Source organism: Sorangium sp. So ce124, from assembly GCF_051525235.1.
Taxonomy (GTDB): Bacteria; Myxococcota_A; Polyangia; order Polyangiales; family Polyangiaceae; genus Sorangium; species Sorangium atrum.
The window spans coordinates 8754527-8774142 of the sequence record NZ_CP150312.1 but is presented as its reverse complement, the minus strand read 5'-3'; the positions used below and the strand labels follow the sequence as shown (position 1 = coordinate 8774142).

Genomic DNA, 19616 nt, shown 5'->3' with positions numbered 1-19616 from the left:
AGCGGATAGCGCAGCCGTGGAGGTCGAGGTGCGCGTCGGCGAGATCGACGAGGCCATGGGCTCATGACAACGAAATGTCGATCTCTGGGAACCCGACACAATCCATTTCGAGCCGCGAGAGCCGGCCAACTGCTTCAACTTTGGATAGCATCGTCGGGATCAAGTAGAGCGCGCCATACAGCGCCTGAGATGCATCGACGGGCGGCGCCTTCTCCGCGGCAGCGCGGGCCGCGGAGGTCGAGGTGGGCGTCGGCGATCTCGGCGCAGGCACCGTTCACGTGGTCGGGCTCGCCCCGAGGGCGGAGCGGCCGGCGTCGGCGGCACGGACGCGCCGCAGGGCGCTCCTGGGCCAGGGATGATCTCCTCCAGGGACAACCACGCCAGCCGAGCGACCGGGCACGAAGCCCCTACATTTCGCAACGATCTTGGGCGGCGCGGCTTTTCGGGCGGCCGCGCGTGCCGCCGTTTCCCTCACCGGCGAGCTCGCCGCCATCCAGGTGGACGCCGGCGCGCGGGGCCGCCGTCTATGTCCAACTGGCGATCCCATCGGCTTGATAGCGCGAAGCATGCTGTAGGGCAGCTGGAACACTACTTATTGTGGCCAGCGGCTCGCCCTTGGGCCGGCCGCGCGTTCGCGCGTCAGCGCGCCGGAGTCACGGCTCAGTGAGTTTGATCTCTGGGAACCCGAGCCACTCCGCATCGAGCCACGAGAGCCGGCCATCTTCCTTATAGTGGTCGAGCATCACCGGAATTAAGAAGAGCGCGCTGTACAGCGCCTGGAAAGCATCGATGCCGGTTCCGTGGGTCTTATGGTTGTGCCCCGCTCCAGCAACTTCCACATCAGCGACCCAGCTCCGAAGAGATGGACTGTACTCGGGTGCCCACACTCGAACTCGGATGCTTTCTTGCGTCCCGCTCGGAAGTGTCAGCTCGATGGTACGTTCCGCGATCACGTCCGGCATGCCCCACCAGCTAGCGCCCTCTTCGGCGATGTCAAGCGCCCTGGCTCAACAGGAGCTCAAGCACTTGCTCTGCCCGTTCTGACGCGCCTGTTCGCAGATGCTCTTCATGAGGAACGGCGAGCGCTCTTCACAGTAAAGCTCCCATCGCGTCGAAAGCGCGAAGCATGCCGTAGGGCAACTGGAGCGGCACTTCTTGTAGCCCGCGGCTCGTCCTTCGTTGCTCTCCGAGTGGCAGTGACCTGCTTGTGGACGTGCTAAATAGATATCTAGCGCTGCGCCGCACATGAGAGTCCAGGTGTTGACGCCGTCGTCTACCGCGTTGTAGCACCTTTCTTCTGCTGTGATCGACTCTTCGTGCTCTAGCGCCTCCTCGTTCAATGCGGTCTCTGATTCTGGTGTCGGGGCAACCGTGCATGAAGGGGTGGAGCAGAAAATGAAAGCTGTTGTGATGGCGGTGGTGATTGTTCGCATGTCGCGTCTATTGCGATCGGCGTGCCGGGCTCATGTGTGCTTCCCTGGGGCGTGTCGCATCTCTTCCGAACTAGAAACCAAAGGCTTTGGGGCATGAACAGGTCACGTCGGGAACCGTCCTCTTGGTTCTCGCCGCGGCGCCCACCAGCCTCTTTCCACGTCGACCGCCCTTCCTCTTTCTGCTCCTCTGCTTAAGCGACGACGTGCGATGTCCGGGAGGGAGCTGTGGGCCGATCCGGAGCAGTTCCGCGGCCGAGGCGTCGAGAGGTGCGTCGGCGAGGTCGGGTCCGTCGCTGGCGTCGAGGCGTGTGCCGGGTCCGTCGCCGGCGGGCGGAAGTCGGCCCGCTCAGCGCTGGCGTCTGCGCGGCGTACATGGCGCCCATGCAGGTAAGGCGGCCGCGGCGTCGAGGTCACCTAGCGGTCAACAGCCCCTCCGCCGCCTCCCCCTCAGCGCCATCACCCCGACCAGCGCTGCCCCCAGCGCCGCGCCCGCGCCGCGAGCGCCGGACCCGCGCCGCGGCTCGGCGCCCGCGGCCTCGCACCCGCAGCCTCCGCCCAGCTGGAGGATGAGCGGCGCCTGCTGCGGGCCTTCGCACAGGTCCACCGTGAGCGGCCGCGGCGCCCTCCGCGCGCTCCCTTGCTCGAGCGGCGTGTCGAGGTTGCCCGTGTTCTGGTTGTCGTGATGGAGGCTCTCCCAGGCGATGAGCGCGCCTGTCGTCGCCTCGGTGTGCCAGGCGAAGAGCCAGCCGTCGCGCGTGCCCACCGCGATCTCGAGCGTGCCGTCGCCGTCGAGGTCGCCCACGGCGGGCGTCGTGGTGATCGACTGGCCGGTGAACTTCGGGAACCCGCGCGGCTCCCGGCCGCACCCGTCGAAGGCGTGAAGGAAGTAGCCGCTCGAGCCGCTCAGCACCTCGGGGTAGCCGTCGCCGTTCAGATCGACGACCGCCTGGCTGCCCGAGATCGCGTAGTCCTCGAGCACGAACGGGGCGCGAGGCAGCATCGCGCCCGACCTGCCGCTCCAGATGGCGAGCAGGTGAGGCCCCGGCTGCGCCGCCCCCTGCGCGCCCGTGAGGGCGAGCGCGGCCGCGTTCGACGCGCCCGCGGCGATGACGTCGGGGGTGCCGTCCTGATCGATGTCGCCGAGCGCGGGCTGCGACAGCAGCGGGATCATCGTCCGGGCGCCGGCGGCGGGCGACAGGGGCCCGAACGTCGGGTCGAGCCCGGCCTGCGAGCCGTCGCTCGCCCGCGGCAGCGCGCCCGCCGGCGTCGCCAGGAGATCGCGCTGCTCGCCGGGCGAGGCCGGTAGGACGAGCGGCGGCGCGCCGTTGCCCTGGACGACGCCCGCCAGCGCGCCGTCGAACCGCCCGACGACGCCCGAGGCCGTGATCCCCTCCGCGGCGAGCGGGTCGAGCGAGAGCGACGGCACCGTGACGGGCCACCCCGCGAGCACGGGCCCGGAGGGCGCGGTCGTGCCCCGCCCATCGATCACGTAGACCGCCCCGGCCTCGCCGTCCTCGCCGAGCCGCTCGCTCGACGCGACCAGCAGATCCGGCAGCCCGTCGCCGTTGAAGTCGGCCACGGCGGGCGTCGCGAGGAGGCGGCTCCGCGCCGGCTCCTCGGCGAGCGGACCCGCGTAGTGCACCTCGACGGGGAAGCCGCGCAGCGCGCGGCCATCCCTGTCGAACGCGTGGACCGTGCCGTCGAACGCCGCCTGGATCACGTCGAGCCGCCCGTCGCCGTCGAGATCCGCGAGGACCGGCGAGGCGAAGGCCCCGCGCGCGATCCGCGCGGCCGCGGACATGCACGGCGCGCTCGCCGGAGCCCCGGGATCGAGGGGGCAGGAGGGGATCTCGGGGAGGCGTATCGGCCACCCGTACCGGTCGCTGCCGTCCGCGCCGATGACGTAGATCGTGCCCGGCCAGGTGGAGATGGCGATCTCCTGCCTGCCGTCGCCGTCGAGGTCCGCGATGGCGGGCGCGCTCAGGATCGGCTCGCGGCCGAGCTCACTGTTCACCTTGCTGTACGCGGGGGCGCCGAGGTAATCGGGCGTTGCCGGGGACGGCGGCGGAGCGAGCAGGCCGTCGGTGGCGCGGGTCATGAACGGGAACCCCGGCAGCGGCTGCGGCCCCTTGGGCGTCACCTTCAGCACGTGCAGCGCGCCGCCGGCCGTCGGATAGACGAGCTCGCGGACGCCGTCGCCGTCGATGTCGGCCATCTTCGGGCTGCCCTCGCCGCTGTCGCCGACGCGGACGGGGAAGCCCTGGACCAGCGTCGGATCGCTGTCGACGTGGACCGTGCGCCGCGCCTCGCTCTCCACGTTGCCGGCGGCGTAGTGGGCCCTCGCGCGGACGCGCACCGTGATCGCGCGATCGTCCTCGCCGTGGGGGCTGTCGGGGTCGCGGAGGTGGGACGTGTCGATCGTGCGCACGTCGAGGGAGGCGATCGGGCCCTCGGTGCCGGTGACGACCGTCGGCGCCAGGTTCGCCTCCTTATGGATCACCTTGAAATCCGCCTCGAGCGGCTGCGCGCCTGCAGCCCACTCGACCCAGTAGTCGTAGGCCATCGCCCGCTTCGCCGAGATGGTGCCCTCGATCGGCACCGGGCCCTGGACCTGATCCTTGTAGACGACCTCGAACCACCGCGGCGACGTGATGTCGACGGCGGGCGGCACGCGCCCCTCGCTGAGCGCCTCCACGGCGCGGTTCGCGTTGACGCGGCCGTGGCCGAACCGCTGCTCGAACCCCGCCTGCGAGAAGCGGTACAGCGACCCGGGCTCCTGCGACTCCGGCACCGCGATGTCGTCGGCGGTCGCGATGAGCAAGCTCTGCACCTCCCCCGGGGACAGCGACACGCCGCGGTCGAGGGCGACGGAGTAGAGCAGCCCCGCGACGCCGGCGAGCTCGGCGGTCGCGTCGCTGGCGCAGCCGGGGCTCGACACGGCCAGGACGTTGTTGCCGCCGAAGCTCGAGCACGGGGACGCGTCGACGAACGTGGTCGACGTCGCGACGCTCTGGCCGTCGTAGCGGACGGCGCTCACGGGCAGCGCGTGGTTGCTCGTCGCGGGCACGCCGTGGTGGCGCGAGCCCTCGTTGCCCATCGACGCGACGACGAGCGTCCCCTGGGCGTGGGCGTAGTCGAGCGCCGCCTGGACGAAGCCGGTGTTGTCGACCGCGGTCACAGGGCACTGCACGACGTTGGCCCGGCCGTCGGCCGCGTAGAGGAGCGCCTTCGCGAGGTCCTGCGCGTCGGCGACGTGGCTCTCGCCGACGCGCAGCGGGATGACCCGGCACTGCGGGCAGACGCCCGCGCCGCCCAGCTGGTTGTTCGTCTGCGCGGCCGACGTCTTCGCGCCCTCGGTGCCGTGACCGTCGCGGGCGTCGTCGAACGGATCGTTGTCGTTCTTGAAGAAGTCCCAGCCCGCGATGTCGTCGACGTAGCCGTTCTGATCGTCGTCGATCCCGTCCGAGAAGTGGAGGAGGAGGTCGCCGGCGTCGAGCTGGCCGTTCCCGTTCCGATCGCCCCGCGGTCGCCCCTCCGACGCCGCGGGCGTGAGCTCCGGCGTGTCCCTGTAGTCCGCGACGGAGAGGACCCCATCGCCGTTGCAGTCGAAGCCCTCGAGCGCGCCGTCGCCGCCGCACGCCGCGCCGTCCGCGCGCAGCGGCTTGTGGGCCGCGAGCTCGCCCTGGTTGAGCCACACCTTCTCCAGGAGATCCCCCTCTCCCCAGAGGATCCCGGAGTCGGCGACGGCGATCCTGACGCGCGGATCCCCCTGGGTGAAGCGCCAGGCGAGATCGATCGCCATGCCGGCGGCGGACTCCTCTTGCCGGACGTACCCGCTCGAGGCCGGGATGAACGAGTAGAAGCTCCACTGTCCGCTCTGCGTGACCGACGTGCCGTAGTCGGGGTCGTTCGGCCAGTGCTCGGGCTCGGCCATGTCCTCTGCGCTGGCCGACATGGGCGGCGGCCAGCCGCCGGACGCGTCGGATGGAACGAGCACGCCCGCCGCGGCGCCGCCGAGCGCCCCCAGAAGAGCAAGCGAGGGAAAGCAAGTGCAGCGCATGCCGAGACCCTACCATCGGTCCGCGCGCGCGAGGCAACCGCCGCCTCCAGCAGGAAACCGGCGCTTTCGCCGCGCCCGAGCGCGGATCGCGGCGGCCTCCGCGCCGCTCGGGACCGGACGCCGCCGCCGCGCTCAGCGCGCGCAGGCCGCCGGCGTCGGGTGCTCGGCGCAGTACGCCTCGTCGTCCGGCGGACCGATGACCAGCGCGACGCGCTGCGACGCGAGGCGCGGCCGCGCGCCGCAGATCTCGCCGTCGGAGGTCTCGGTCTCCGACGGCGCGCACACGCCGGCCTCGTTGGGCACGGTCCAGGCCTGGCCGGTGCCGTAGATGAGGCTGAGCGCGTAGCGCCCCTCGGGCAGGCACCCGAACGCGACCCTGATCTCGCGCCCGAACTGCCGGCTCAGCGCCTCCTCGACCTGGGCCACGTCCCGCTCCGCGATGATGTCGTGCCCTTCCTTGTCGGTCTTGTGGCTGAGCACGAGCACGCCCCCCTGCTGCGGCTCGGTCGGGTGCATGCACAGCGCCGCGGGCCGGACGCCGACGAGCGCGCTGTCTCGCGGCTCGTTCAGCGGCTCCGGGCCGAGCGTCGCCGTGGTCAGGAGATCGTCGTAGATCGTGAGCCCCTGGAGGAGCACCGCGGGCGCGGCCTGGCTGGTCAACGGCTCCTCGTCGTCCTGCTTGGCGAACACCGAGATCGGGAAGAGCGCCGGGATCAGGGCCGAGTCGGGGACATGGTCGTCGCTGTCGATCGCCCCGTCGCCGTTCACGTCCTGCCGCGCGTAGGTGAGGGTCGGCGCGGCCTCGCCGCCCACCGGCAGCGACAGCGGGGGCTTCGCCGCGCGCGCGACCTCGCCGTCCGGCACCCCCGCGGCGAGCCGCAGGCGCAGGAGCGACGCCTCGGTGCCGGCGGGATCGGCCTGGCTGAACGTCTCCAGCTGGAAGTCGGAGGCCATGACCACCTCGCTCGGGCTCTGCGTGACGCCGGACGCCGGCGCGAGCACCTCGGCGACGTGGAAGAGCGGCCGCTCCAGCGGGAGCGGGAGCCCGAGGGTGACGGCGATGCCGCTGACGCGCGTGCCCGTCTCGGGGATGGGGGCGGCGATGGTGATCGCGCGGTACCGCGGCGCGGCGCCAGCGAGCACCTCGGTCGCGTTCTCGATCGCGCCGCCGGCCACGTCGCCCCGGGTCGGCAGGTTGGCGATGCCGAAGGTGGGGTCGAAGTTGCCGTCGTGATCGTAAAATCCGCGGATCTGGTAGGTGCCTGCGGCCAGGGGCGAAAGCCTCCAGGTAGCGCTCACGGTGACGGGCGGCGCGTCCGGCTCGGGGCAGTGGAGCGCGCCGTCCTCGGTGCGATCGAGCGCGGCGCCGAGGCCTCCGAAGAGCTCGTCGCCGGGGATCACGTCGATGCTCGCGGCCGAGGTGCCGAGCCCCTCGGGCGGCGGCAGCAGGCGCGCGTCGAAGCCGAGCACGATCGCTGCGCCGACGACGTGGCCGTCCTTCGTGCAGGGCCTGGGTCCGGCGTACGTCACCGTGCCGTCGAGCACCCCGGCGGGGCCGCTCTGGTCCGGCAGCGGGACGAAGACCTCCACGTCGTCGCAGCCCGGGAGGGCCGCGAGGAGTGCGCCGAGCAGGAGGAGACCGGTGCGGGGGCTGGGTCGGAGCATGGCGGTGGCTAGAGCGAGCACTAGAGCGAGTAGCTGAAGAATCCCATGAAGCGCCGGCCGATGCGGTTGCCGAACGGGTGCATCTGCAGCGCGTTGTCGCCGAGCCCGTCGAGCGCGTTGAACACGGTCGCGGAGATCTCGGCGCGGTCCAGGAAGCGGTAGCCGACGCGCGCGTTGAGCAGCGTGTACGCGGGCAGCTCGTACTGCTTGGTGGCGATGACCGTCCCCGTCGGGACCTGCTCGGCCCACACCTGCGAGGACTGGTAGTGGAGCGTGACCTCGCCGTCGACGCCGATCGGCGTGCGGACCTGGACCCCTGCGTTCAACTTGTGCCGGCTGGTGCGGGCATCCTCGAGCGTGTCGCGCCCGTCAGGGCGCCGGTGCACCGAGCGGTTGAGCGCGTAGTTGGCGAAGATGTCGAGCCCCTCGATGGGGTAGACGCGGCCGCCGAGCTCGCCGCCGAAGACGTGGTAGACGTCGCTCTGGTTCTCGAAGCCGCCGAACCCCGAGGTGTATCTCCCCGTCTCCGGGTTCAGCCCCCCGGACCCGTGGGCGCGCTGCGAGAGGGTCGTGCGCTGAGGCTCGGCGAGCACGATGAGATCGCTCACGCGGTTGTAGTACGCGGTGACCTCGAACTCGAAGTAATCGCTCTGCTGGTTCAGGTAGCTCGCCTCGGCGGTGATGATCTGCTCGGGGTCGATGGGGCGCTCGGAGCTGTCCGGCGTCCTCGATGTCGAGAGGAGCTCGAGGCCGGGCAGCGCGAGCTGGATGGGCAGGTCGACGTAGGCCTCGAGCGACGTGGGCGAGCGGAACGCCGTCGAGCCGGAGACGCGGATCGCCTGGCGCTCGGTCGGCTTGAAGATGACGGAGCCGCGCGGCGACGGGATGAGCCGCTCCAGGTAGGGCACGTAGTCGAGCCTCCCGGACGCGACCACCGTGACGCGCTCGCCGAGCTTCATCGAGTCCTGGAGGAACACCGAGCCCTGGTGCTCGAGCGGCATGTCGTCCTCGAGGTAGCTCCACGACGTCGCCTTGAGCCGGTAGCCGAGGCCGATGTGGAAGTCGTGCACGACGGGGCTGGGCGCGCGGAGCGTCTTCACGAACTCGAGCTCTGCGTTCACGACGTGCTGCTGCGGCCGCCCTGCGAACAGGGTGTGCCCGAGGTAGGCGGCGTTGAGCAGCGAGTACCCGTCGAGGTTCGAGTAGTACGTCCGCGCGTTGACGTTCTCGCTGCGGTACGCGACCGCGACGTCGGCGTTGGCGACCTCCAGGTTGTAGTCGTTGAACGGGCCGATGCCGTAGATGTCGAGCTCGCTCCGGGAGTAGCCGGCGCCCACCGTGAGCTCGCGCTGCGGCCCGAGCCGCTGCGACGTCCGGAGGTCGATGCGGACGTTCTGCGCGCCGAGATCCTGGCTCTGGCCGCTCGTCTCGAGGTCGATGCGGTCGTCCGCGACCTCGCGCGACCACCGGGGGTAGCGGGTGTAGCCCGCGGAGAGGCGGTACGCGAAATCGCCCTCGCGCGCGGAGGCCCACACCGAGGCGTAGCCCTGCCGGTGATCCCCGTAGCCCGCGCGGAAGCCGCTCTTCCCGACGCCGGGCTCGATCGTGATGATGTTGACGATGCCGGCGAACGCGTCGGCGCCGTAGAGCGCGGAGCCCGGGCCGCGCACGACCTCGATGCGCTCGATCTGATCCACGTCGATCGAGAGCGCCTCCCAGAAGGTCGAGCCGAGCACGTCGTTCTTGACCGTGCGCCCGTTCACGAGGACGAGGATCTTGTTGGCGAGGCGGCTGTTGAAGCCGCGCATCGACACGTTCTCGTCGCCGCCCGTGATTTGCATGACGTCCATGCCGGCGACGCGCCGTAGCAGCTCGGGGATGCGCGTGATCCCGGAGAGCCGGATGTCCTGCCGGGTCACGATGGTCGTCGAGTTCGGCGAGTCGAGCGGGCTCTGGGCGCCGCGCGAGGCGGTGACGACCGTCTCCTGGTAGACGTCCTCGGTCCGGGCCGCGCCGACGATCCCCGCGGCGTCGCCGGGGGCCGCCTTCGATCCTGGCCCTGGCGCCGGCGCTGCCGCCTTCGTCGCGGCCGCCGCGGGCGCGCCCTGCGCGGCCGGCTCCCCGGCGGGGGCCGGCGAGGCGGGCGGGGCGGGCGCCTCGCCCGGGGCGGGCTGCTGCGGCGCCGTCTGCTGCGGCGCGGGCGCCGGCGGCTGCTTCGGCTCGGGGATCGCCGCGGTGCGCTGCGCGGCGAGGCGCTGCTCCAGCTGCTCCACAATCCGCGTCACCTGCTCACGGTCCGGGGGATCGCTCGCGATGTACTCGCGGTAGGCGGCGAGCGCCTGCTCGATGTGGCCGGCCTCGGCGTGCGCGCGCGCGATGTTGAAGGTGACGTTCGGGTGCGGGAGGATCTCGTTGGCCTTCTGGAGCTGCCGGATGCCCTCGTCGAACTGCTTCTGGGCGATGAGATCCATGCCTGCCCGGAAGTGGAGGCGCGCCTCGGTGCGGGCGTCGGCGAGCGCGCCGCGCGCGGCGGTCATCGCGCCGAAGGCGACGGCGCAGGCGAGGAGCTTCCGCTGGAGCGCCCTCGCGCGGCGCGGCCGCGCTGCGCGGGCGTCGTGGGTCGGGTCGAGCGCCGGGACGGCGTCGCGGCGGCGGTGCGAGCAGGAATCGGAAGACGACATGAGTTCGCCCTGTCCTCAGCGGGCCGGGGAGCGACGGCGATCCCGGCGAGAGCTCGGGAGCGCTGACGGCGCTGCTCCCCACATCACACCGAACACGTCATCGACGGGTCGACGCGAGGAGCGTCCGGTGAGCTCTCGCGCGAACGCGAAGCCGCTGCGGCCATGGTGAGGGGTCGCAGCCGCGAGAGCGCGGCGACTCTACCAGAAGAGCGGCCGGGGCGCGTCCGCGCCCTCGTCAGTAGGGGTTGCTCTTGTACGGCTCGGGCTTCTGGATGTTCGCCCTGGGCTTGCTCAGGGCCGCTGGCGCCGCGATCGCGGCCGGGTCGAGCTTCGCGCGCACCTTCTCCTCGGCGCCGGAGACGCGCACCGTCGCGGGCTTGTAGCCCGGCTTCTCGAACACGAGCTCGTGCTCCAGCGCGAGCGCGGCCGCGGCCCCTCGCCAGACGATCTCGCACGGCGTCTCGGCGCAGAGCTCCTTGTTGCCTTCCCTGACGGCCGCGCCGGGCGGCGTGCTCTCGATCTGCAGCCCCCGCGCCGCCGGCGCTGCCGGGGCCGGCGCTGCGGGCGGAGGCGGGCTCGCCGCGCCCTGCTCGCGCGCCGCCGCGCCCGTCTGGGCGGCCGGCGCGCGCGCCAGCAGGACGGCGGTGACGCCGACCCCGACACCGAGGGTCGCGGCGAGCGCCCAGGGGATGACCTTTCGACCCGGGCCCGCGCCGGTCTGGGTAGAGGAGAGCCCCTCCGCGGGCGGCGCCGGGCGCGATCCCATCGCGTCGGTGATCGACGGGGGGACGAAGACGGGCGCCGCCGGCTGCTTGAGGGCGCTGTCCGTGGCGAGGGGGGCTGTAGAGGTGGCGGGTGCGCTCGTGGGGGGCGACGAGTTCGGCGTCGAGAGGCCCGGAAAATCGCTCGTCGTCGAGAGAGGAGGGGCCGATGGGTACGGCGTGGCCGGCGGATGCGAGGGCGCCGATGGGTACGGCGTGGCCGGCGGATGCGAGAGCGTCGACGGGTACGAAGCGGCCGACGGAAACGAAGGCGCCGATGGGTACGGCGTGGCCGACGGACGCGAGGGCGCCGACGGATACGAGGGCAACGACGCGCGGTAGCCCGTCGCGCCGGACGACATGGGCGGGTTCTCGCCCGTGTCTCGCGTGGAGATGCCGCCCGCCGCGAACTTGAGCGCGGTGACGAGCTCGTTCATCGAGGAGAAGCGATGCGCCGGGTCCTTCTCCAGGCAGCGATAGACGATCCCCTCCATCGTCTGCGAGATGGAGAGCTGCGGGTTGTGGGCCTGCATCGGCGGGAGCTGGTCGTGGACGTGCGACATGAGCGTCCCGACGCTCGCGCCCTTGTCGAAGGGCACCTGGCCCGACAGCATCTCGTACATCATCACGCCGAGCGCGTAGATATCGGTGCGCGCCGAGACGTCGTTGCCGGTGATCTGCTCGGGCGCCATGTACTTGGGCGAGCCCATGAACAGGCCCTGTTGGGTCAGGTCCTCGCCGCTCTGGGTGTCCTTGACGAGCCCGAAATCGAGCACCTTCACGTGATCGTGCTCGTCCTCGTGATCGACGAGCAGCACGTTGCCCGGCTTGAGATCGCGGTGCACGACGCCGAGCCCGTGCGCCTCGCGGAGCGACCGGCAGATCTGGCGCGCGATGTGGGCCGCGCGCGCCTCGGAGAACGGCCCTTCCTCGCGGAGCACGCGGTGCAGGGTCTTCCCCTCGATGTACTCCATCGCGATGTAGTAGATATCGTCGTCGCTCTGGCCGTAGTCGAACACGGTGACCGTGTTCGGGTGCGTGAGCTTCGCCGCGATCGACGCTTCGAGGAAGAAGCGCCTGTGGAACTCGGGATCGTGGTCGCCCTCGTACTTGGGGCTCAGCACCTTGAGCGCGCAGATGCGGCCGAGCGGCGCCTGCTCGGCCCTGTACACCTTCCCCATGCCGCCGCGGGCGATGACGCTGACGATCTTGAAGCGGCCGTTGATGACACGCCCCAGCAGCGGGTCTGTCGCGGCAGCCCTCGAGACCTTCGAGCTGCCGGTTACCTCTCGCTGTCCGCTATCAGGCATGTCGCGCCTCTCCTCGGGCAGCGGGAGGAGGTGAAGATTGGACACACAGCAGCCGCCTCGGGAGCAGTGTGACTGAGGCGACTCTGAGGTGTCAATCTGCAGTGCCACGATACAAGCAGGAAATGCGCGGCGTATGGTGCGCTGCCGTCCGTACGGTCAGTGATGCGTGGCGGGCCGCACGAGGCTGAACGTCGGTTTCCTTGGCGCGTCGCTGTGGCGCGAAGAACGTAGACGGATCGCGCGCAGGAGCGGGACGTCTGCATGGCCTGCGCATCGCCTCGGTCTGCGCGGTTCGCGGTCGGATCGCTCCGTCGTGGAGCGCTACGCGGCGCGCGGTCGGAAGGGGGTCGATCTGCGGCGGACACGACCACGGACAGGGAGCCGCGTTCAGCGCGAGGCCGCCCATCCAGCGGCGGTTCGCGTCGTCGGCGAAGAGAGAGGGCGAGCGACGCGCCTGCGATCGCGAAGCCCATGAGCGGAGCAAGGGAGCCGTCGGCGCGCACGCGTTGCGCACGCGGCCACCGTCGTCGCTGAAGGCGACGGGACGGCGACCGGCACGAGGAAGGCGACGGCGATCGGCGCGAGGAAGGCGACGGCGATCGGCGCGAGCGCGTCGCGCCCTCTGTGTCGTCCCGGACGAACATCGATCCGCTGGGCCGTTCTCAGGCCATCGCGGAGAGGCCGACCTTCTCGCCCGTCCGGTGGATGGACGTGGCTTCAACGGCTCGCTGGCCCGGCGTACAGCGCGCGCTCGCCGGCGTGCGCGGGGCGGTCGCGCCGGGCTGGCCGAGGCGCGTAAACAAATCAGCCGTCATCGTCAAGGGATCCCGGCGGCCGGGACGTTCGGAAGGGCGATCTTGGCCCAAATCAGCGGGGAAGCGGCCGCCTCCGCGCTGCGTCCGGCCTCTCCCTCCGAACGACCGTTGCGCTCTACGTTCAGATGGACGACGCTGTGCGCCGCAGCCGGTGTCGGGCACGCTCCGGTTCGCGCTCCTTTTATCCACCGCGGGCCGTGACCAAGACACCCCCTCCTCCCATCACTGCCGGAACGGTCATCAATGACCGTTACGACATCCGTCAGAGCCTCGGTAAGGGCGGCATGGGCGAGGTCTTCCTAGCCTTCGATCGCTCGACGCAGCAGACCGTGGCCCTCAAGGTGGTCCGCGAAGAGTCGCGCATGCCAGGCGACGACGAGGCGCTCCGCCAGGAGCTCCTCCTCGCTCGCTCGGTGGGCCATCCGAACGTCTGTCGCGTGCACGACCTCGCGCCGAGCCCGTGGGGCCCCATCCTCGTGATGGAGCAGATCCCCGGGCAGACGCTCCACACGCACATTCGTAAGCGCAAGGCCCAGGGCGGCTACTCGGCGGACGAGTTCCGCAAGATCGCGAGCGAGGTCTGCAACGGGCTCGCGGCCATCCACGCGCAGGGCCTCGTCCACGGCGACCTGAAGCCCGGCAACGTGATGGTCTCCGAGGGCCGCGCGGTGATCCTCGACTTCGGCTTCGCCCAGGAGCGCGCGCGCGCCTCGGCGCGCCGTCCAGGCGCCCCGCCCGACGGCGGCACGCCGAACTACATGTCTCCCGAGCGGCTGCGCAATGGCGGCGCGAGCCCCGAGGACGACGTGTACGCCATGGCCTTGACCCTCTGGGAGATGTGGACCTGCCGCGTCCCGGAGCCCGGCTACAAGCCGCGGGTCAAGACGATGAAGCAGCAGATCATGTTCGACGTCCCGGCGGGCCTGTCGATCGACGAGGTGCGGCAGATCTTCCGCGGCCTCAACGAGGACCCGTCGATGCGGCCGCAGGCGCGGCACATGCGCTTCTTCAACCCGTCGCAGCTCACGACGAGCCCGATCCAGCTGCCGCGCGAGCGCCTCGATCCAGGCCCGCCGCCGGGCGGCGCGCTCAAGCTGAACTTCACCCCCGGGGCGCAGTCGCTGCTCGTGACGTACGCGACGAACGCGCCCGAGATCGTGGGCTCTCTGCTGCCGCTGCACGACACGAAGCTCGCGCTCGGCCGCCGCAGCGATCAGAGCCTGTGCGTGCCCGAGGCGACCGTCTCGGGGGCGCACGCGATCCTGAAGTGGCAGACGGGCTCGTGGTTCATCGAGGACCAGGGCAGCACGAACGGCAGCTACGCGGACTTCAACTACGAGCGCAAGTCGCAGGTCTCGCTGCTGCACGGCGGCGAGGTGCAGGTCGGCGAGTGCCGGATGAAGCTCGTGACGTTCGGCCCGGACTCGCCGCAGCACCGGCGCGCGAAGCAGTACCTCGCGAAGCGCGACGGCCTCACGGGCCTGCTCGTGCGGGAGCACCTGATGAAGGCGATCGACGAGGACGGCCTGTTCGCCGACTGGGCCGAGGTGCCGATGCAGGTCGCGCGGTACGAGCTGCGCGGGCCGAACCGCCAGGTCAGCGAGCGCCCGACCATCCTGGAGATGCTCGCCCTGCGGAAGGCGGCGCAGCGGGTGATCGATCTGACCGAGATGCTCCTGCTCAGCCTCACGCCGGCCGTCGCGGGCCGGACGGGGCCGCTCAAGTTCGTTGTCTCGATCGTGGGTCCGAGCATCGACGAGGCCCGCCACGTGGTCGAGCAGGTGGTCGCGCAGGTTCAGGGGATGCTCCCCGAGACGCTGGAGCTCGGCGCGACGCTGGTGAAGGGCGAGCCCGGGCGCCCTGCGCGGACGCTCATCGATTGAGCCTGAGCGTGTCCGATGAACAGCAGGCCTCCGTTCCCTTCCACCTCCAGTCCGCCGTCTCAACCCTCGCCGTACCGCTACCTCGGTCGCGGCGGCAGCGAGCGCCCCGTGCGGCTCCAGATCATCATCGCGCTCGTCGCGGGCCTCATCGTGGTGGCGGTGCCGCTCTACCTGTGGCGGCGGCCGAAGCCCGAGTCGATCCCCTCCGCGGACGCCGCGACGGCTGACGCCGGCGCCTACGCCTGGGACGCGGGCGCGCTCTCCGACGCGGGCGCCGCGCTGGCGGAGGGCGTCACGCTCTCGCCGTTCACGACGATCAAGTGCGAGAACCCCGGCCCGGGCACCACCCCGCCCGAGCGCTGCGATCACGTCACCTTCTTCGAGGACGGCCTGTCGCGCGCGATCCGCGACAACGTCCAGTGCGCCCCTTCCGACAAGACGGGCGTCACGGTGAGCTTCGTCCTCGAGATGGACTTCCGGCGGAAGCGGACCAACCTCTACGTGGGCAAGTCGACGACGGTGAGCCGCGCGAAGACGAAGGAGCTGCTCCGCTGCGTGAAGCGCGCCATGCCGACGCCCGACTGGGGGACGATCCCGCACCAGTACGTGAAGTACAAGATCAACGTCATGGCGACGTACCCTGCCAACGAGTCCTTCTGAGGCGAGCGGCTCGTGCGTAGCGCATCGATCGTGCTGGTGCGCTTCGCGATCCCGGCCCTCGGGGCGCTCCTCTCGATCGAGGCGCAGGCCCAGCAGGGCGGGACGGCGGCGCCCGCCGCGAAGCAGGGCGGGACGGCGGCGCTCGCCGCGCCGGCTCGGCGCGAGGGCTATTCGAGCTACGAGAGCGCCACCATCGAGCGCGTCCTGTCGCGCCTCCGGGCGACCCTCGATCCTGCCCCCGAAGGGAAGATCGTCGAGGGGATCGACGTGGTCCCGCTCGAGGTGATCGAGGACCGCGATCCTGCGCCGGCCTTCCTGAACTGGTTCCACGCGCTCTCGCGGCCGTACGTCATCCGGCGCGAGGTGCTGCTCGCGGTCGGGCTTCCTTACGAGCAGGCGCTCGCCGACGAGTCGGCGCGCAACCTGCGCGAGCTGAGCCAGCTGTCGCTCGTCCTCGTCTTCGCCGTGCGGGGCGGCGCTCCGGATCGGGTGCGGGTCGCCGTCGTCACCAAGGACGTCTGGAGCCTGCGCCTCAACTCGGACTACCGCATCGCCGGCGGGCAGCTCGAGTACCTGTTCCTGCAGCCCAGCGAGCAGAACCTGCTCGGGATCCACCACGCCGTGGCGGCGCAGCTCGCGCTCGATCCCGGCGCGCTCTCGCTCGGCGCCACCTACGCGATGCCGCGCATCGGGGGCAGCCACGTGCGGCTGCGGACCCAGGCGAACGCGATCATCGACCGGGAGACCGGCGACTTCGAGGGCACGAGCGGCGAGTTCATCTACGGGCAGCCGCTCTACGCGACGCAGGCGGAGTGGGCCTGGGGAGCCGAGATCTCCTGGCGCGACGAGGTGACCCGCCGCTTCGTCGGCACGAAGCTCGCCACCTTCGACGCGGCGGCCACGCCGGGGGACGATCGCGTCCCGTACCGCTACCGGAGCGACCTCCTGGTGGGCAGCTACGCCGTCACGCGCAGCTTCGGCGGCGGCGCGGCGAGGTCCTCGGCCGTGAAGCACGACTTCTCGGTGGGCATCGAGGCGAGCCGCAAGGTCTATCGCTTCGACGCGCCGGAGGGCCTCGCCCCGGCCGCGATCGCCGAGTTCGAGAGGCGCGTGATGCCGGTGAGCGACACCCGCGTCGCGCCGACGTTCAAGTACGCGACGTACTCGACCCGCTTCTTGCGCGTCCTCGACTTCAACACGCTCGCGCTGCAGGAGGACTACCGGCTCGGGCACGAGCTCGCGATCCTGATCTATCCGGTCACGACCGCGCTCAACTCCAGCCGGAACTTCGTCGGGATCTCCGCCGCCGCGGCGTACACGGTCGCGCTCGGCGACGGCCTCGCGCGCGCCGTTGTCGAGAGCGTCACCGAGCTCGACGGCTCGCAGATCTTCGACGCCTCCATCGAGGCGCGCGCGCGGGTTCATACGCCGAGCTTCGGCGTCGGGCGGCTCGTGTTCGACGTGCGCCTGCTCGACCGATACAGGAACTACCTGAACAGGAGGTCGGTGCTCGGCGGCGACACGCGGCTCCGCGGGTACCCGACGGCGGCGTTCATCGGCGAGGACGTGCTCTCCGCGAACCTGGAGCTCCGCACGCGGCCCGTCGAGGTCTGGTCGTGCCAGGTCGCGGGCGCGGCCTTCTTCGACGCGGGCGACGCCTTCGACGGCTTCGACGATCTGCGCCTCAAGCAGTCGGCTGGCTTCGGGGTGCGAGCCCTCTTCCCGCAGCTCAACCGTGTCGTCATGCGCGCCGACTGGGGGGTGCCGCTGACGCGCGGCTACAAGGAGCCTGACGCGCTCCCCGGCGACATCCTCGTCACCTTCGAGCAGGCGTTTCCGATGCTCCCTGCGGACGAGTAGGGGCGCCGCCGGCGCCGGGCGGCGCCCCCCTGGCCGGTGGACCGCTCGCGGCCGCCGCCATCGCGCCCGCGACGCGCGCGCGGTGCGCGGAGAACGCGCCCCGGAGCGCTGGCGGCACCGGCTCTCGGTCGAGCGCCGCGAGCGCCTCGGCCGCCGGCCTGCCCGCGAGCACCGCGTGCCAGGCCCGCTCGAGCGCTCCCCGCAGGCGCGCGGCGTCGTCCTTCGGCGGCTCCTGCCGCTTGCCCTGGCCGGCCGGTTCCGCGCCGGGGCCTTCGGCGCGCGCTGCATGGAACGCCCGAGCGACGCTGCCGCGGTGCGTGTAGCGATCTCCCTCGAACCCCGCGACGTCGAGGAGATCCGGCGCGATGGGATCCCCCTCGTCCAGCGGGATCCGGCCGGCGAGCTCCAGGGTGCCGTCTCGATCGACGTCGAGCGCGAACCGCGGCGGCGCCGCCAGCTCGACGGCGTACCGGGCCGCGCCGAGCGGCTGCACGGCCCAGATCTCCAGCTCGCCATTCTCGTTTCTGAGCACGACGTCCGGAGCGCCGTCTCGGTTGAGATCGGTCCCGGAGCGGAACACCCCGAGCTGCTCCGTCGCCTCCGGCTCGGAGCCCGGGAGCAGCGACGGTATCAGCTGGGTCGCCTGGCCATGGTCCACGCGCCTGGCGTCGAGGGGCCCCGCGGCGAGGACCACGCCGTGCGGCGTCGCCACGCGGACCGCCGAGGTGCGGCGCCCGAGCGCGTCGGTCCCGCTGTAGCCGCGCACGACCACCGCGCCGCCGCGCCGTAGCGCGCCGCGGAGCTCGACCTCGAGCGTCAGCCCGAGCTCGGCGGCCTCCACGTCGATGGCGTGCAGCCGAGCGTCGAGGTCCGGCGGCGCGATGAACGCGCCGAGCGTCGGTCTGCCCGCTGCACCCCAGGGAGAGACCTGATGATCGCTGGCGCAGGAGCTGGCGCAACGGACGCAGACGCCGCAGACGAGGAGCAGAACGCCCATCGTCTGCGAGAGCTTTTCTGTTACGGTTCCCGTCCGCATGCGCCTGCTAGTAGCCGATAAGATGGACCTCTCGGCTCTGGAAGAGCTCAAGGTGCTCGGGATCGAGATCGAGTCCCGGCCGGAGCTCACCAGAGAGTCGCTGCCGGCGGCCCTCGACGGGATCGGCATTCTCGTCGTTCGTTCCACGGAGGTCACGGCGAAGGCGATCGCGTCCGGGCGGCAGCTCAACCTGATCGTGAGGGCAGGGGTCGGCGTGGGGACGATCGACGTCGCGGCCGCGAGCGCGCGCGGCATCTACGTGGCGAACTGTCCCGGCAAGAACGCGACCGCGGTGGCAGAGCTGACGATGGCCTTCATCCTCGCGCTGGACCGCCGCCTGGTCGATGCGACGTCGGAGCTCAGGGCCGGCCGCTGGGAGAAGGCGAAGTACTCGGTGGCCCGGGGCCTGTTCGGTCGGCGGATCGGGATCGCGGGGCTCGGCGCGATCGGCCGTGAGGTGCTCCTGCGCGCCCGCGCGTTCGGCCTCGAGCCGCACGCCTGGTCGCGCTCGTTGACGCCGGGCCGCGCTGCCAAGCTGGACGTCAGCTATGCCCGGACCTTGGAGGATCTGGCTGCCCGCTCTGACATCTTCACGGTCCATCTGACGGCCACCCCGCAGACGCGCGGCATCGTCAGCCGGAGCGTCCTCGAGGCGCTCCCCGACGGCGCCATCGTCGTGAACGCCGCGCGCCCCGAGGTGATGGATTACGCCGCGCTCGAGGAGCTCATTCCGCGCAAGGGGCTGCGGGTCGGCCTTGACGTGTTCGCCACCGAGCCTGACAAGAGCTCGGCGCCTTTCGAGTCGCACCTCCTCGGGCGAGGGCTCGTCTACGGCACCCCGCACGTCGGCGCGCAGACGGAGCAGGCCCAGCGCGCGGTGGCCCTCGAGACGGCCCGGATCATCCGCGCCTTCATGACGGAGGAGGAGCTGCCCAACGTGGTCAACATCTGCGCTACGTCGCCCGCCCGCTACGCGGTCGTCGTCCGGATGATGGACAAGGTCGGCGTCCTCGCGAATACGCTCAGCGTCATGAAGCGCCACGGGATCAACATCGAGGAGATTTCAAACACCGTCTTCGAGGGGGCCACCGCGACCTGCACGAAGATGCGCGTCTCCGGCCGGCCGAGCGAGGCCTGTCTGAAGGAAATCGCGGCGTTCGAGGAGGTCCTGCACGTGGATATCGTCGCGCTGCCGAATCTGGCGTAACTCGAGGGACCCGGCGGGCGCGACGCGAGGCTGTCGCGACTGCCGCGCGGCGGGGAGCGCTCCGGCGCTGACGCGCCGCAGGCCGCCGCAGGCCGCCGCGAAGACGCTGCGAAGACGCCGCGAAGACGCGAAAAACGCGAAGATGAACCGGCGGGAGATCCCCGGCCGCGCAGGGGCGGTTTGCCCGTATCCCCCCTTGCATGAAGGCCCGCATTCGACTAGGTTGTCCGCCGACAACTAGGCGG

At 71.4% G+C, this 19616-nt stretch carries 10 protein-coding genes; 4 read left to right on the top strand and 6 right to left on the bottom strand.

What is annotated here, in order from left to right:
* Positions 1-653 precede the first annotated feature (653 nt).
* The 5 genes from WMF19_RS32800 to WMF19_RS32780 all read right to left on the bottom strand — a co-directional run bounded on the left by WMF19_RS32800 (position 654) and on the right by WMF19_RS32780 (position 11910).
* Positions 654-962, bottom strand: coding sequence for a DUF6968 family protein (locus WMF19_RS32800; protein ID WP_437893967.1), 309 nt, complete (start codon positions 960-962; stop codon positions 654-656).
* Positions 963-1854: 892 nt separating this feature from the next.
* On the bottom strand, positions 1855-5493 hold the full coding sequence (locus WMF19_RS32795; RefSeq protein ID WP_437893966.1) for an FG-GAP-like repeat-containing protein: 3639 nt from the start codon (positions 5491-5493) through the stop codon (positions 1855-1857).
* A gap of 132 nt (positions 5494-5625) precedes the next feature.
* A complete protein-coding gene (locus tag WMF19_RS32790; RefSeq protein WP_437893965.1) occupies positions 5626-7158 on the bottom strand; it encodes a hypothetical protein in 1533 nt (510 codons plus the stop codon).
* 20 nt (positions 7159-7178) lie between these two features.
* On the bottom strand, positions 7179-9839 hold the full coding sequence (locus WMF19_RS32785) for a TonB-dependent receptor domain-containing protein (protein WP_437893964.1): 2661 nt from the start codon (positions 9837-9839) through the stop codon (positions 7179-7181).
* Positions 9840-10074: 235 nt separating this feature from the next.
* A complete protein-coding gene (locus WMF19_RS32780; protein ID WP_437893963.1) occupies positions 10075-11910 on the bottom strand; it encodes a protein kinase domain-containing protein in 1836 nt (611 codons plus the stop codon).
* A 1012-nt stretch (positions 11911-12922) separates the two neighbouring features.
* Between WMF19_RS32780 and WMF19_RS32775 the strand changes: the two genes are divergently transcribed.
* Genes WMF19_RS32775 through WMF19_RS32765 form a run of 3 tightly spaced genes read left to right on the top strand, consistent with a single transcriptional unit; the run spans position 12923 to position 17128 of the window.
* Positions 12923-14608, top strand: a complete 1686-nt coding sequence (locus WMF19_RS32775) for an FHA domain-containing serine/threonine-protein kinase (protein ID WP_012238434.1) — start codon at positions 12923-12925, stop codon at positions 14606-14608.
* Between the two features lie 15 nt (positions 14609-14623).
* Positions 14624-15268 (top strand): hypothetical protein, encoded by a 645-nt coding sequence (locus WMF19_RS32770; RefSeq protein WP_272094732.1) that lies wholly within the window; start codon positions 14624-14626, stop codon positions 15266-15268.
* Positions 15269-15280: 12 nt separating this feature from the next.
* Entirely contained in the window at positions 15281-17128 is a 1848-nt protein-coding gene (locus WMF19_RS32765; protein WP_437893962.1) for a hypothetical protein, read from the top strand.
* On the opposite strand, the gene WMF19_RS32760 is transcribed toward WMF19_RS32765, so the two are convergent.
* Positions 17085-18125, bottom strand: coding sequence for an FG-GAP repeat domain-containing protein (locus tag WMF19_RS32760; protein WP_437893961.1), 1041 nt, complete (start codon positions 18123-18125; stop codon positions 17085-17087). The genes WMF19_RS32765 and WMF19_RS32760 overlap by 44 nt on opposite strands.
* A 61-nt stretch (positions 18126-18186) precedes the next feature.
* Here WMF19_RS32760 and WMF19_RS32755 point away from each other — a divergent pair, with 61 nt between their 5' ends.
* Positions 18187-19371: a phosphoglycerate dehydrogenase gene (locus WMF19_RS32755; RefSeq protein WP_437893960.1), complete on the top strand. Its 1185-nt coding sequence runs from the start codon at positions 18187-18189 to the stop codon at positions 19369-19371.
* Positions 19372-19616: the final 245 nt, after the last annotated feature.

Excerpts from the sequence above, each read along its gene's own strand:
- WMF19_RS32800 (WP_437893967.1), bottom strand. The coding sequence starts at position 962 with ATGCCGGACGTGATCGCGGAACGTACCATCGAGCTGACACTTCCGAGC.
- WMF19_RS32795 (WP_437893966.1), bottom strand. The coding sequence starts at position 5,493 with ATGCGCTGCACTTGCTTTCCCTCGCTTGCTCTTCTGGGGGCGCTCGGC.
- WMF19_RS32790 (WP_437893965.1), bottom strand. The coding sequence starts at position 7,158 with ATGCTCCGACCCAGCCCCCGCACCGGTCTCCTCCTGCTCGGCGCACTC.
- WMF19_RS32785 (WP_437893964.1), bottom strand. The coding sequence starts at position 9,839 with ATGTCGTCTTCCGATTCCTGCTCGCACCGCCGCCGCGACGCCGTCCCG.
- WMF19_RS32780 (WP_437893963.1), bottom strand. The coding sequence starts at position 11,910 with ATGCCTGATAGCGGACAGCGAGAGGTAACCGGCAGCTCGAAGGTCTCG.
- WMF19_RS32770 (WP_272094732.1), top strand. The coding sequence starts at position 14,624 with ATGAACAGCAGGCCTCCGTTCCCTTCCACCTCCAGTCCGCCGTCTCAA.
- WMF19_RS32760 (WP_437893961.1), bottom strand. The coding sequence starts at position 18,125 with ATGGGCGTTCTGCTCCTCGTCTGCGGCGTCTGCGTCCGTTGCGCCAGC.
- WMF19_RS32755 (WP_437893960.1), top strand. The coding sequence starts at position 18,187 with ATGGACCTCTCGGCTCTGGAAGAGCTCAAGGTGCTCGGGATCGAGATC.